Below are 14,073 nucleotides of genomic sequence, written 5' to 3' on the forward strand. Positions count from 1 at the left end.
TTTCAAAATATTGAGCAAAAAAAATAGCCCCGCCGCATCCACGGCAGGGGCTACCCTATGCGTCCCTCGACTTGTCGTAGAACGCTAACTTATTAAAGTATATCTTTAATTTGCGATTGCTGGACCACCAGGTGCAGGTACATTGTAACTGAACTCGGTAACCGGTACATCGAAATAATCTAAGTAGTTATATTCCATAAAGCATGGCAGCAAGGTCCAACCACCTGCAGGTGTTGCCCCAATCATACTGTTAGGTACAATTACATTGGCATTGGCACGACCACCACCAGCACTGGCTTTTGCGGTAATATTCCAACGACGTGCATCATAAAATGCCAAACCTCTTAAGGCCAAGGCTACTCTACGCTCACTTCTCAACTCTTCTAATGCTTGTGTCAAGCTTAAACCTGTACCTACGGTAACCGGAAGATTGGCGCCAGTTGCAGCCCTTACTTGGTCTATATATCCTAAGCCTGTTTCTATCGCATTGCTACGGATATTCGCTTCAGCAAGCATCAAGGCATTTTCTTCCCATGAGCCTGCAAATTTCACTTGTCCTTTTTTACTATCTGTAGACCAGTAGCCTCCATTTTCAATCGTATTGAAGTAATAACGGGTACCAAATTGCAAACCACGTGAAGTTCTGTTTACCTCAACAGAAGCCGCTGCAAAAGGCTTAACACCATTGGTAAATCTAGAATCGCCAGGTTTGAAATCCTGGATTCCAACGCTCACTTGGAAAAAGCCATCCCGGGTTGTTGTTCACAGAGTTCCATTGGAAAACATGTTGTTGTGAGTTTGGTGTTAGGTCTTCTTTTCCATCAGCCGACATTCCCAATTGAAACACATTGTCGCCTGGTATCAAGCCTGATGTGGCTAAGGTTTTAACGGTTGTCCAGTCTGCAGGAGTCATTGCAGTTACTTTTTTGTTCACCATTATATTTCTGGCCTTGTAAGTATTACAAGCCCTTACCCACATGGCAGCTGTTATGCCAGATGGGCCGTTGTTATTGTTAAAATAAGGAACAATGGCGTTTATCGTAGAAGTATAGGTTGCATCTCCTGCCGGAATAGGTGTCAATAAAGCAATTGCTTTATCAAAATTGGCATTGGCTTCTGTAATCAATGCATCGTGACCAACATAGGTATTACTTGTTGTACCATCAAATTTGGTATTGATTACACCCGCAAGGTACATTGACCCAAGGCGTGAATAGGCAAAACCTCTCCACCAATAGGCCCAAGCCTGTAAAGTAGCCTTTTCTGTGGCAGGGAATGTTAGTGCGGGATTATCAATTGCAGCTAACAATACCGTGGTTTGGCCGATGATAAAATAAGCCATGTTCCATTCGTAAACAATTACGTTGGTCTGCGAACCATTGGTAGCTGCCAAGTTATTCAATGCTTTCAATTGCTCTGGTTGACTTAAGCCTAAAACCGCAGGTACAACTGTATTGTAGGGTGCTGGCAAAGTAATCTTATCTACCTGGTTGGCATATCTCCAACCAAAGTTACCCGCAGATGCCCACTGCTCATCGCCCATGATACTATGAATCTCTAAACTATGTACCAACAGGTTATTTCCTACATATAATTTATTCCACATCCCCAATGCAAACTGCTCTACCCCTTTAACCGAAGCCAGAGGATCCTGTTGGTGTTGGCGAGTTCGGGTCGTCTAGTTGTAATTCTGATTTTTTACAACTTATCAAGACAATGACAAGTGCAAAAATGCTAATGATCTTTTTCATTTTATTTGAAATTAAATTCTTCTCTATCTTAAATGTTAATTAAAACCCAAAGTTTAAGCTAAACTGGATCGATCTTAAGTTTGATGCACTGTAATAATCTACCCCAGTAAATGAACCAATATTGTTAATGGTTCCTCCTTGGTTGGTCAATGCCGAAGTTGCTTCTGGATCTAAGCCTTTATACTTTGTCCAAGTAGCAAGGTTACGTCCTGTTGCACTAATAGATAAACTTCTTAACCATTTTTGTTTTACCAATTTAGTAAGGTCATAACTAATAGAAACATCTCTCAAACGCACATAACTTCCATCTTCAACAAAGTGTGATAATGGCGTATTGGTATTGTAAAGACTATTGTAATAGGCTACAAAAGCACCTGTTTGACCATTAATGGTTACTGGTTGGTCAAAGTCGGCATGTAACCTATCGCGATACAACCATTGTTTGGTCTGGTTATAGATCTCATTACCTTTGATCCAATCGATCTGGAAACTTATATTCAGGTTTTTATAGATATCGAATCTATTGATCAATGAAGCTGTAAAATCAGGATTTACGTTACCTACTACCGATAAATCATCTGCAGCAGTTAATACCACATTGTAGTTGGCCAGGTTAACCACATTACCATTAACGATGGTATAATTAGCCGCATTGGCCGCAGGAATGTAACGGGTACCATCTTTTTTCAATTGGTCTATGCTATGTAAAGGTGTTTGCATATAAAGATCACCCAAGTTGCCACCAGGAGCCAAATTAAATGAACCATTGGTGATGGCCACATTGTTTGAAATCTCGGTAATTGATGATGTTGATTTTGCCCATCTTAAACCTACATACCAATTTAAGTTATTCGATTTATAGGCATTGACATCTAATGAAAGGTCTAGACCACTACCTTTTAAGGCCAATAAATTATCTAAGGTAGAGGCAGCACCTGTTGATGGTGCTACTGGAGCAGGCTGGATAACATCTTTTGATTTCCTTTTCCAATATGTACCATTAAATACGATACTGCTTAGCCAATTACCTTTTAAAGGTGAGAAGTTCACATCTGTACCTACCTCAAGCTCTGTAGTTTTTTGAAGGTCTAACTCTGGGTTGTTGGCCTGAGATCTTGTGTATAATGTTGCTCCAGAAGTTCCAAAAGCACCTCTACTAAAAGTCACCTGTCTGTCGTATATACCTGGCTGAACTCCCGCTTCACCATAAGCCGCACGTAGTTTCCAGTTGTTGATGATCTTTCTAGAAGAGAAAAGTTCTGAAGGATTGAAATACATGGTACCACGAGGGAAAGTAGCTGCCCTAGACTGTCCACCAAATGCAGAAGAATAATCTGAACGGAAACCTCCAGAAATACCTACCAAATTCGCATAATCAATACTTTGGTTTACCAAGAAACCATAAATCAACGACTCGCTATATGAATCTCCACTTGTTTTGGTAGAAGAACCAGAAATCGTATAAGGAGGATAAGCCGGAAGACCACTACCAGAAGCAAAGAAATAACGACTTTTTTGTTTACGGTTATCGTAAGTAACCTGTGTAGTTGTTTTGATCGGAAGATTGATGTTAAAGTCTTCTTTAAAATCTGTTCTCAAGTACATATTGGCACTTGCGTAGATTGTTCTACTATCCTGCATATCCGCATCAATACTACCTGTAATAATAGAACCAAAGAATACAGTTTGTGCACGACCTACCTGATTTTGGTAATAATCATAAGAATCCGATTTTCTATTATCCAATGCATATTTCAAATCGAGTTCTACAAATTTTGGAAACTTATAGTTTAAGTTAAAGTTCTGTACCAATCGAGGTGTTTTGCTATTACGTGAGTGGGCTTCTTTTTCTGCCAATGCGTTGTTACCATCAGTAAGTGTGCTAGGTTTTACCACAAGCATACCGGTAGCAGGATTTCTAAAGTTAAAATCGATCCACTGTAAAGAGTTTACCAAGTTAAAACGACCTCCGGTAAGTAGGTCCTCGTAAGTATAAAGCAATTGTGTTCCACTTCTAAAAGTTAAACCCTTAACCAAATTGAACCCAAAATTTGCATTCATGTTTGATCTTCTAAAGTTATTGCTGTACACATCTTGTTGCGATAGGTTAGATGCACCAAAGGTATAATCCATCTTATCCGTACCTCCACGGATACTAAATGAATTGCTAAACGTATTTGCATCTCTATTGCCTTGTTTGATATGGTCAAACGTTGGCAATAAGATTGGCTTGTTATTCTGTACGGTTTTATCTGTTGCATACGGTAGGGCTGTAGGATTTGGCCAAACACCAATTGCACTTGGGGCTATAGGCGTACTTCCAGCACCAAGAATATTACCTGCAGCATCTGTAACCCAGTGGTGGTTTTTTGCAATCAGTTCATTTTGATAAATGATCTGGTCATTACTGTATTTAGAAGATGCATCGATAATCAGCCTACTTCCTTTGGTCCCTTTTTTGGTAAACACTTGGATTACCCCGTTACCTCCTTGCGCACCATATAACATACCACCTGCAGAACCTTTTACGACCTCAATATTTTCAATAGTATTTGGATCTAATGAAGTCAATAAGTCAGAACTTGCTTGTGCGCCATCAATTAAGATCAAAGGCGTAGTACTACCTAAGTTGGTATACCCCCTTAAGATGATCTGAGGACTCGCTCCTGGAGTACCACTTCTTTGCACGATCTGTGCACCAGCAATCTGTCCCTGTAAAGCTTGTGTAACATTTGTTGTAGCACTTTTAGGGAAATCTTTTGCAGATAAGGAAGCCACATCAATTGGCACCAATTTTTTCTGGGTGGCCACACCCATACCAGTTACAACAACCTCTCCTAAGGTTTTTGCATCACTAACCAAGGTAACATTTACCACGTTGCTAGCTGTAATTGTTGCTTCTAGTGGTGTATGACCTAAATAAGAAAAGAGTAGTGTTTTTCCATTTGCCGGAACTTTTAGAGAGAATCTACCATCAGGACCGGATGTGATACCAACGCCTGGTACCTCTTTTACTTTTACGGTTACACCAGGGATTGGTAAGCCGTCTTCACTTGATTTTACTGTGCCCGTAACTGTGCGCTCTTGCGCGAACGCATCAATAGACAAAGTAAACAAGATGAAGAAACTTAGTACAAGTTTTTTCATAATTGTTTAGTTTTAGTTTAGTTTTTAGTTTTTTAGTTAACTAAATGTAACAACTTTTTTTCTTAAGAAATAGCAAGTGATAACAATTTTTTAATGATTTATTCGTAAACCGTTATAAAATTTTAATGTTTTGCAAATCAAACCTTTACAAAAAGTGCATTTTCTATTCAGTCAAAGCAGATAAATAATACACTTATAATTTTTAAAAAAGCAGAGAAAAAAGAGGTTGAGAATTTTAATGTAACTGAAAAGTTACAAAAAAACAGCTAATGCAGTTGACTATTCATTAGTAAAAGACGCTTTGAAACAGCATACTTGCAATCGAGCTTTTTTGTGCTGTTTTAAGGAAAAAGTAATAGGCAAACAATTGTTCAATTCAGGTTTGATACAATAAAAAAAGGGAAGCCGAATCCGGCTTCCCTTTTTTGTTTAGTAGGTTTCGCTGTCTGGCGGTATGCCATAGTCAACAAAAGCAACTTCTTTCTTTTTATCTTTTTTATTGAAAAAGGATTTGACCATATTGAAAATCCCCGATAAACTTTCTGCATCCAAAGATTGACCAACCTTACCAGAAACCAATGCACCTAAGGCTTTGGTAATGATACCAGAGCCTCTAAAAATAGTTTTGTTCAAGATCAATGGTAACACTACCGACATGATCTTGCTACTGATGTTTGTCTTCTCGTCAAATTTTAGAAAACCACTTGGAGTAGCGTACTTTTTGATCAGACCTCCCAAGGTAAATTGCTGCACATAGGTTTTGGCATCTACCTTGATCATCTCGCCCCGCTGTGTATAATCAGCCTTTAACCGTTGTACTTCGTCATGCAGTAACTTCCAGTGTGCGTATGTTGTTATAGTTTCTTTTCATCGTCTTCGTCTTTATCGGCAACTTTATCAAAATATTTTCTGATAAACAGGTTCACCAAAACTTTTTCAAGGTATTTGTCTTTAGCTAAAAACACAATAATCGATAGCAATAAATAAATGCCTGCTACACATCCAAAACCTTTTACATTACTGCCAAAAACAGTAGATAGGTATAAGGCCAAAGTAAATGAAGCAAACAAAAATGACAAGACAAAACAGATGATCACCGTAGTATTGGTAATCAAGTCTGCAAATAGTTTAGCTCCCTTTTCTACAAAAGAAAGCTTGGTATATTCAATTCTGGTATCGATATACTCCTTGGCATCTAAAAAAATATCTTCGAGATCTTTTTCTTTATTTTCTTCCATCATCAATTAGTGTATTTAAATCGCTCAAACGTTTTCTACTTCAGAAGAATATTCATCTTCCACATCACGAAGTTTACTTTTAATAGAGTTGACTACTTTATCTTTTAAACTACTCAGGTTATCAATTTCATCTGCCGCTTTGTCACGGATAGAATCACCGAAATCTTTTAAAGACTGGCTCAATTTATCGCGTGTCTCGCTTCCTTTTTCTGGTGCAAATAACAAACCTAATGCCGCTCCTGCAGCTAAACCAGCTAATAGTCCTATTAATACTTTTGAATTATCGCTCATGATACTTAAATTTTTATGTTTAACAATATTATTATTTCAAATATAGCATTGCTGATGTTATGCCGCTGTTAATCTTAAATTATAACTCCCCATGTTCATGAATTGTTTTAATTCTTTCCAATCTTTCTGATGCCTTTGAACTCGTTTCATAGATCTTGATCAACAAAAAGAAGTAGGATAACAGTAGTGGCCCAAACACCAGCCCCAATATACCGAATAAAGGTATACCAATAACTACGCCAATAACGGTAATAATGGGATGAATATTTCCTACTTTTTTCGCAATCATAAATCTCAGTACATTATCGATGTTGATGATCACCACAAAACCAAAGATCGAACATTGCCCATCCTGCAAAATTGTTTCCATCGGCCAATTGCAATAATGCGGCGGGCACAAACACCACTGGCGGGCCTAAAAGGGGCACTAAAGAGATAAAAGTAGTAATTACACCCCAAAACAGCGGGTCATTATAGCCCAGTACATAAAATGCCAAGCTCACCAATGAACCTTGAACCAAAGCGATAAAGCCTTGCCCTACTACATTGGCATAAGTGGTGTTCCGCATTTCTTCCGCAAAACGAAAAGCATTCTGCTCTCTAAATGGTGCATATTTTACCATCGCATTTTCGAATGTCTCTCGTTCTACCAGCATAAAGTAGAGCAAAAAGTACATTAGCAATAAGCCTAGTACAATATTAAATATGCCAGAAATCAAAGAAGGGAACAGACTTGCTGCCCATGCTCCTGCCTTTTTTAGCCCATCTTCTATGATGACATTGATGTTATCTGGAAAAGTATAAAGGTGTTTGAATTTGTTTAAGAGATTGGTAAAATAAGATCTGGTCGTTCTTCAGTTCTGTGATCTTTTCAATGACCATGCTGCTCAAGGCATAGAATGGAAGTACCAATACGATCAAAGAAAGAAACAACAATAGAATCGCTGTTAAACGACGGTTCCAGTTTTTAACCTCGGTCAGGTAGATATAACCAGGCCGAAGAATGGTATATAAAACCAATGTGCTTAACAAAGACCCAAAAATCCCCATTAAAGAATAGGCGATCAGGCAACCCAATGCGATGATGATCACAAGGTTGATGTTATTGCGTTGTTTGTAGGTAAATATAGACATACGGAGCTTTAGATGTATATACCTTTAAATAACAAAAGCTTCAAAAATGTTTTAGAAGCTTTTGTTTTATTTTAAATAAGATGCCCTTTGGCCAATTCTTAATTATCTAAATCAATTGCTTTCATCTTATTGTAAAGCGTCTTGCGATCGATGTTCAAAATCTTGGCGGCCTTGGTCTTGTTAAAGTTCACTTCCCTTAATACATTTAAAATTGCTTCGTATTCTGCTTCTAAGGCTGCATTTTTAAGATCGCGGGGTTTATTGGAATTGGCCGACCTGATGATCGAACTTTCTACTGCATTCTCTATTGCCGTTGCCTTGGCATAGGTAGAAATCTCTAAAGGCAAGGCCTTTAACTGGATCTCTTCAGTCTCTGTCATCAAAGCGGCCCTTCTTACTACGTTCTTAAGTTCGCGCACATTCCCTGGCCAGTTGTAGGTTAGGAAACACTCTTCCACTTCGGCCGAAAAATCCTGTACGTTCCTATTCAGTTCTTCGTTGGCTACGGCCAAAAATGTTTTGGCAAATACCATAATGTCTTTACCTCTTTGGCTAATTGGCGGTAAATGGATAGAGAATTCGTTAAATCTGTGATATAAATCTTCCCTAAACCTTCCCTTTTGGATTGAATCTCCAAGGTTTTCGTTGGTAGCCACGATGATCCTTACGTCAAGATCGATTCTCTTTGTACTTCCAATTCTTTTGATCTTCCTTTCTTGCACCGTTCTCAATAAAGCAGCCTGGATATCGTACGATAGATTTCCAACTTCATCCAAAAACAAGGTGCCGCCATTTGCCATTTCAAAGTGGCCAATCTTCGTATATAAAGCTCCGGTAAAAGAGCCTTTTTCGTGACCAAAAAACTCACTGCCCGCCAACTCTTTGGTTAAAGAACCACAGTCCATTGCTATAAATGGTTTGTCTTTTCTAGGACTATTCAAATGGATCGTTTTAGCAACCGATTCTTTACCTGTTCCACTTTCGCCGGTCAAGATCACACTATAAGAAGTTGGTGCCACCAACATGATCTGTTTCATCAGGTCTCTAGACGCCGTACTTTGGCCAACAACAAATTCGCCTGTCTCCGCTTGTACCTGTTTTGTCGCTTTATTTTTTTTGCCACCCGAGACAGCATCTTCAGAAATATTTGCATTTAAGGCAATCTGTGTTTCTATTGCCTTATTGATTGTATTTAATATCTCATCTGGATACAATGGTTTGGTAATGTAATCGTATGCACCTAATTTGATCAGTTCTACGGCCAATTTAATGTCAGAATATCCGGTTATAATAATTACGCCCGTACTAGGGTAGTTTTCCTTGATTTTGATGAGCATTTCTTTACCGTCCGTATCTTCTAAACGATAATCACATAACACCAGGTCAAAGCTTTGTTTAGAAAGGTATTCCATTGCAGAACTGCCACTTGTAGCAGTCTCCACACTAAAAGAATTGCGAGTTAAGAATTTCGATAATAGAAGCCCGATGTTAACCTCATCATCAACTATTAATATTTTTTTCATAGAATAATTTACTTGAATAGTAAAATAATAGATAAATATAGTTAAATATTTACCTTGGGAAATATTTTCTACACTTTTTTTTCAAACAAGATGCCGGTTTGTTAATAAAATAAACTATGTATTAAATTATTTTCTATATAGTTAATCCACACAACTTTAAGGGTTAAAATAACAGGTTAAACCCTATGTTAAAAAAAAGAGAAAATCATGCCATTGTTTTTACTGATCAGTAGCACAATCCAAAAACCTATTTCCCTTTAAAGGTGGCTTTTCGTTTTTCTAGAAAGGCGCTTACGCCTTCTTTAAAATCTTCTGTCTGAAAACAGTTAGCAAATTCTTCAATCTCTACTTCGAAACCATTTACACCGTCTTTTAAACCTGAGTTGATTGCCTTTATTGCACTAGCAATGGCCAATGGGGCTCTTTGCTTGATTTTACCTAAAATTTCTTCGGCTTTTGCAATCAATTCTGTTTGGGGAACAACCTCATTGACCAAACCTATCCTATAGGCTTTTTCCGCGGTAATCATGTCGGCAGTAGTGATCATTTCCATCGCCCTGCCCTTGCCAACCAATTGCGTTAAACGTTGTGTTCCTCCATAACCTGGAATTAGCCCTAAAGTTACTTCAGGCAAGCCTAGCTTTGCATTCTCGCTGGCAATACGGATATGGCAGGCCATGGCCAGCTCTAAACCACCACCAAGCGCAAACCCATTAATAGCTGCTACTACAGGTTTTGGGCAGTTTTCTATCGCATCAAAAACATTGGTATGGCCACTTTTTGCCAGTTCTTTTCCTTCAGCCAGATTATAGTGCTGAAATTCCGAAATATCAGCCCCTGCAACAAAAGCTTTTTCTCCAGCCCCTGTTAATAGCACACCACGTATCTCATCGTTTTCCGCGGCAAAAGCAATGGCCGCGGCCAACTCCGTCAATACCTCTTTGTTTAAGGCATTTAACTTTTGTTCTCTATTAATGGTGATGTAAAAAATATGGTCTTTTACTTCTGCTATGATCTGCTGATACGTCATGGTCTTAAAAATTTCTATGTTCAACTACCCAGTTTTCAATATATCCTACAATGCTTGTCATTGGTGTTCCTGGTGGGAAAAGTCCTCCAACACCTATTTCCTGTAGTTTTTTCATGTCCCCTTCTGGAATGATGCCTCCACCTGTCAATAAAACATCGGTCAGTTTCTTTTCTTTCATGATGGCAATGATCTTTGGAAAAACCGTCATGTGTGCCCCAGACAGGATAGAGATCCCAATGGCATCCACATCTTCTTGTAAAGCTGTATTCACTACCATCTCTGGAGTTTGGCGTAGGCCGGTATAAATGACCTCCATCCCTGCATCTCTAAGTGAGGTTGCAATAACTTTAGCACCACGGTCATGCCCATCCAAGCCCACTTTTGCTACTAAAACCCGAATGGGTCTGTTCAATGTTTTGTTCATATTTGATCCTGAAGTAGGGTGTAAATGTAAATAATTTAGCGCTTTTATTAATCAAACCATGAAAAACAACCTTAAAATACCCTTAATCTTCTTAACTTTGAAGCCTATAATCTATAATTTTTATGAGTGAAGAGAAATCATTGAACTTTATTGAAGAGCTAATAGAGAATGATTTAAGCAGCGGAAAAACGAAGACCTTGGTTACCCGTTTTCCGCCAGAGCCTAATGGATATCTACATATTGGCCATGCAAAAGCCATTTGCCTTAATTTTGGGCTGACCCAAAAATATGGTGGTTACACTAACCTACGTTTTGATGATACCAATCCGGTAACTGAAAAAACAGAATATGTAAATAGCCAGCAGGAAGACATTCACTGGTTGGGATTTGAGTGGAAAAACGAATTGTATGCTTCTGATTATTTTGATCAGCTGCACGGTTTCGCTGTGAAATTGATTGAAGACGGGCTTGCGTATGTAGACCATAGTACAGCTGAAGAAATAGCAGAACAAAAAGGAACGCCTACAGAACCTGGTAAGCCAAGTGTTTATAGAGACCGTAGCATTGCCGAAAACCTGGCCTTATTTGCCAGCATGAAAAATGGCGAGTTTGCTGATGGTGTTTGCACCTTAAGGGCAAAGATCGATCTGGCCAGTTCTAACATGTTGATGCGTGATCCTATCATTTATCGCATTAAACATGCCCACCACCACCGTACTGGTGATGCTTGGTGCATTTACCCAATGTACGATTTTGCGCATGGGCAAAGTGACAGTATCGAAAACATCACCCATTCTATCTGTACTTTAGAATATGTTTCGCACCGCGAACTATACGATTGGTTTATCGAAAAGTTGGGTATCTTCCCTTCTAAACAATATGAATTTGCCCGTTTAAACCTTACCTATACCGTAATGAGCAAGCGCAAGCTGTTGCAATTGGTAAATGAGGGTTTCGTAAGTGGCTGGGATGACCCTCGCATGCCTACGATCAGCGGGCTGCGCAGAAGGGGTTATACTCCAGAAAGCATCAAAGAATTTTGTGAGCGCATCGGTATTGCCAAAAGAGAGAACCTGATTGAGTTGGGTCTGTTGGAGTTTTGCATCCGTGAAGACTTGAACAAAAGAGCTACACGCGTAATGGCCGTGCTCGATCCTATCAAATTGGTGATCAGCAACTATCCAGCAGGCAAGGAAGAGACTTTGATTGGCGAGAACAACCCAGAAGCAGAAGATAAAGGCGGTAGCCGTGAAATCCCTTTTAGCAACGAATTGTGGATCGAACGCGAAGATTTTATGGAAGAACCTGCTAAAAAATGGTTTAGGTTGGCGCCAGGCGCAATGGTAAGGTTGAAACACGCCTACATTGTAAAATGCGAAGACTTTAAAAAAGACGAAAACGGAAATGTAACCGAGATTCATTGTACTTATATCCCAGAATCTAAAAGTGGTGAAGACACAAGTGGCATCAACGTAAAAGGAACCATCCATTGGGTAAGTGCAGCACATGCAAAAACTGCTGAAGTGCGCCTGTACGACCGTCTTTTTAGTGTAGAATCTCCAGACAGCGAAGAAGGCGATTTTAAAGAATACCTTAATCCTACCAGTGTAGAGGTAATTAAAAATGCTTATATAGAACCTTATCTGGCACATGCTGAACAAGGTGTAGGCTATCAGTTTATCCGTAAAGGTTATTTTGTGGTAGACAAAGATTCTAAACCAGATCAATTGATTTTCAACCGCACTGTTTCTTTAAAAGAAGCATGGAAACCTAAGGCCTAAGTAGCCTTAAGGTCAATAGATATATATTAGATCCTCTTCTTTTGAAGGGGATTTTTTGTTTGTTGATGTTCTTTCAGCATCATCCATACGGGTTAGTACGTACTTCAATATACCCAATAATGTGTATTACAAATCTAATTTTACTGCTCTAATTTTGGTTTTATAAATCAAACTAGAACAACATGAAATTAACAATCAAAACATTATTAACCGTTTTATTCCTCACTGGCATAAGTATTTCTTCATCTTTTGCACAAGCCTATCACAAAGGCGATAACATGCTGAACGTTGGCATTGGCCTAGGTGGTGGCTTTGGAACCCCAATAGGTTTAAGTTTCGAACATGGCTTTTCTGACAAGATCAGCGGTGGCGCCTATGCGGCCTATGCCAGCAAAACTACACCCACAGGTTTCGGGGATTTTAAATACACCTATATCCTAACTGCTGCCAGAGCCTCTTACCACTTTGATTTTGGTGTAGAAAAACTAGACCCTTACTTGGGTGTGATCTTGGGTTATAACATTGCCTCTGCAAAATGGACAGGTACGGGTGCTGTGCCCGCCTCTAGTGCTGGTGGTTTTATTTATGGAGGTCATGCTGGCGCCCGTTATTACCTATCAGACAAGATCGGTATTTTTGCCGAGGCTGGTTACGGTGTGGGCAATCTCAACGTCGGGGTAGCCTTTAAATTTTAATCTCTTTCTTACGCAAAACACTAAAGATTGATCTATAAAAAAGCCCCTATCGTAAAAGAAGGGGCTTTTTGTTGTTATCAAGAAAATCTTGCTTACATATATTTTTTGTACAAGTTATACAGGATCAACTTATCTGGTTCCGTTAATGTCTTTTTAATATCGGTCTGCACGAAGTGGATTTTAAAAGCTTCTATCGCATTTGGTAAATTTTTAACATTGTAACCAATGATCCTTAAAGCTGCGGTAGTATCGAAATCTGCTGGTGGCAGTTCTAAAACATCATCATACCATAGTCCGAATCCCTTTTGGGCTAGCGTTTTCCATGGGAAATTTTTAGGGTCATTTTTTCTGCCTGGTGCATAATCGGAATGGCCAATAAAATTAGCTGTAGGGATACTGTATTTCTTTTTTAAGGTAGCCAATAATGAACATAAACTATTGATCTGGGCATCAGTCCAAACATCAGTCGTGCCATTGTTATCCATCTCAATACCGATGGAAGCAGAGTTCATATCTGTTTCATTACCCCATTTACCAGCACCTGCATGTTGTGCCCTTAGGTAATCATTTACCATTTGAACCACTTTTCCATCTCTACTTACTACATAATGAGAGCTTACAGCTGTTTTTTTTAGGATAAAGGTTTTTATGGTTTGTGCTAAAGAATCCTGCGCCGTATGATGAATGATTACAAAATTTGGCTTACGCATACCCATATTCACCGTACCTACAAAGTATTGCTCGTTGTTAAGCGAATCGATCGTTTGGCCTTGCGGTGGTGTTGCTCGGATTGTTTTAGAAAAATCCTTTGCCATTTTTTTGTACACCTTATCTGTAGCCGCATACTTATTGTTGGTGCTACAGTTGGTTAAAAAGAGAGCTCCGGCAAGTAATAGAGTCCCTTTTAGCATTCGTTTGTTTACAGACATGATTGATATTTAGAAATGAACATGAAACAGAAGCTGGCAATATATTTAAATTACACATGCTTATATTTTTTGCTAATTTAGTGCATTGAAATTAGATGAAAAACAATTTTTAATCAAATGAGAAATTTAA

At 38.9% G+C, this 14,073-nt stretch carries 15 protein-coding genes; 2 read left to right on the forward strand and 13 right to left on the reverse strand.

All coding sequences use genetic code 11. The annotated features are described in order from the left end of the window. Positions 1 to 105: 105 nt before the first annotated feature. The 12 genes from ACFJIZ_RS16450 to ACFJIZ_RS16505 all read right to left on the reverse strand — a co-directional run bounded on the left by ACFJIZ_RS16450 (position 106) and on the right by ACFJIZ_RS16505 (position 10,538). Complete coding sequence (locus tag ACFJIZ_RS16450) at positions 106 to 735, reverse strand: RagB/SusD family nutrient uptake outer membrane protein (RefSeq protein ID WP_379086389.1); 630 nt, start codon at positions 733 to 735, stop codon at positions 106 to 108. After that, entirely contained in the window at positions 695 to 1,606 is a 912-nt protein-coding gene (locus ACFJIZ_RS16455) for a hypothetical protein (protein ID WP_379086392.1), read from the reverse strand. The genes ACFJIZ_RS16450 and ACFJIZ_RS16455 overlap by 41 nt, the downstream gene beginning before the upstream one ends. A 184-nt stretch (positions 1,607 to 1,790) precedes the next feature. Then, positions 1,791 to 4,898, reverse strand: a complete 3,108-nt coding sequence (locus ACFJIZ_RS16460; RefSeq protein ID WP_379086395.1) for a SusC/RagA family TonB-linked outer membrane protein — start codon at positions 4,896 to 4,898, stop codon at positions 1,791 to 1,793. Between the two features lie 429 nt (positions 4,899 to 5,327). Then, positions 5,328 to 5,678 (reverse strand): hypothetical protein, encoded by a 351-nt coding sequence (locus tag ACFJIZ_RS16465; protein ID WP_379086398.1) that lies wholly within the window; start codon positions 5,676 to 5,678, stop codon positions 5,328 to 5,330. A 74-nt stretch (positions 5,679 to 5,752) separates the two neighbouring features. Beyond that, positions 5,753 to 6,139, reverse strand: a complete 387-nt coding sequence (locus tag ACFJIZ_RS16470; protein WP_379086401.1) for a phage holin family protein — start codon at positions 6,137 to 6,139, stop codon at positions 5,753 to 5,755. 21 nt (positions 6,140 to 6,160) lie between these two features. Continuing rightward, the gene (locus ACFJIZ_RS16475) at positions 6,161 to 6,427 is read right to left on the reverse strand and encodes a YtxH domain-containing protein (RefSeq protein WP_379086404.1); all 267 of its coding nucleotides are present in this window, start codon (positions 6,425 to 6,427) and stop codon (positions 6,161 to 6,163) included. Between the two features lie 79 nt (positions 6,428 to 6,506). Then, positions 6,507 to 6,797: an AI-2E family transporter gene (locus ACFJIZ_RS16480; RefSeq protein ID WP_379086407.1), complete on the reverse strand. Its 291-nt coding sequence runs from the start codon at positions 6,795 to 6,797 to the stop codon at positions 6,507 to 6,509. Beyond that, positions 6,730 to 7,212: an AI-2E family transporter gene (locus tag ACFJIZ_RS16485; protein WP_379094080.1), complete on the reverse strand. Its 483-nt coding sequence runs from the start codon at positions 7,210 to 7,212 to the stop codon at positions 6,730 to 6,732. Before ACFJIZ_RS16485 ends, ACFJIZ_RS16480 begins: the two co-directional genes overlap by 68 nt. Before the next feature lies 1 nt (position 7,213). Then, positions 7,214 to 7,561, reverse strand: coding sequence for a hypothetical protein (locus ACFJIZ_RS16490; RefSeq protein WP_379086410.1), 348 nt, complete (start codon positions 7,559 to 7,561; stop codon positions 7,214 to 7,216). A gap of 98 nt (positions 7,562 to 7,659) precedes the next feature. Next, complete coding sequence (locus ACFJIZ_RS16495) at positions 7,660 to 9,084, reverse strand: sigma-54-dependent transcriptional regulator (RefSeq protein WP_379086413.1); 1,425 nt, start codon at positions 9,082 to 9,084, stop codon at positions 7,660 to 7,662. Between the two features lie 247 nt (positions 9,085 to 9,331). Continuing rightward, the gene (locus ACFJIZ_RS16500; RefSeq protein ID WP_379094083.1) at positions 9,332 to 10,114 is read right to left on the reverse strand and encodes an enoyl-CoA hydratase/isomerase family protein; all 783 of its coding nucleotides are present in this window, start codon (positions 10,112 to 10,114) and stop codon (positions 9,332 to 9,334) included. 4 nt (positions 10,115 to 10,118) lie between these two features. Continuing rightward, the gene (locus ACFJIZ_RS16505; protein WP_379086415.1) at positions 10,119 to 10,538 is read right to left on the reverse strand and encodes a cobalamin B12-binding domain-containing protein; all 420 of its coding nucleotides are present in this window, start codon (positions 10,536 to 10,538) and stop codon (positions 10,119 to 10,121) included. A gap of 122 nt (positions 10,539 to 10,660) precedes the next feature. Between ACFJIZ_RS16505 and ACFJIZ_RS16510 the strand changes: the two genes are divergently transcribed. Continuing rightward, positions 10,661 to 12,319, forward strand: coding sequence for a glutamine--tRNA ligase/YqeY domain fusion protein (locus ACFJIZ_RS16510; RefSeq protein ID WP_379086418.1), 1,659 nt, complete (start codon positions 10,661 to 10,663; stop codon positions 12,317 to 12,319). Between the two features lie 182 nt (positions 12,320 to 12,501). Then, positions 12,502 to 13,014: an outer membrane beta-barrel protein gene (locus ACFJIZ_RS16515; RefSeq protein WP_379086421.1), complete on the forward strand. Its 513-nt coding sequence runs from the start codon at positions 12,502 to 12,504 to the stop codon at positions 13,012 to 13,014. Between the two features lie 92 nt (positions 13,015 to 13,106). Here ACFJIZ_RS16515 and ACFJIZ_RS16520 read toward each other — a convergent pair whose 3' ends face one another. Next, entirely contained in the window at positions 13,107 to 13,943 is an 837-nt protein-coding gene (locus tag ACFJIZ_RS16520; protein WP_379086424.1) for an N-acetylmuramoyl-L-alanine amidase, read from the reverse strand. Positions 13,944 to 14,073: the final 130 nt, after the last annotated feature.

The organism is Pedobacter sp. UC225_65, from assembly GCF_042698365.1.
Classification (GTDB): domain Bacteria; phylum Bacteroidota; class Bacteroidia; order Sphingobacteriales; family Sphingobacteriaceae; genus Pedobacter.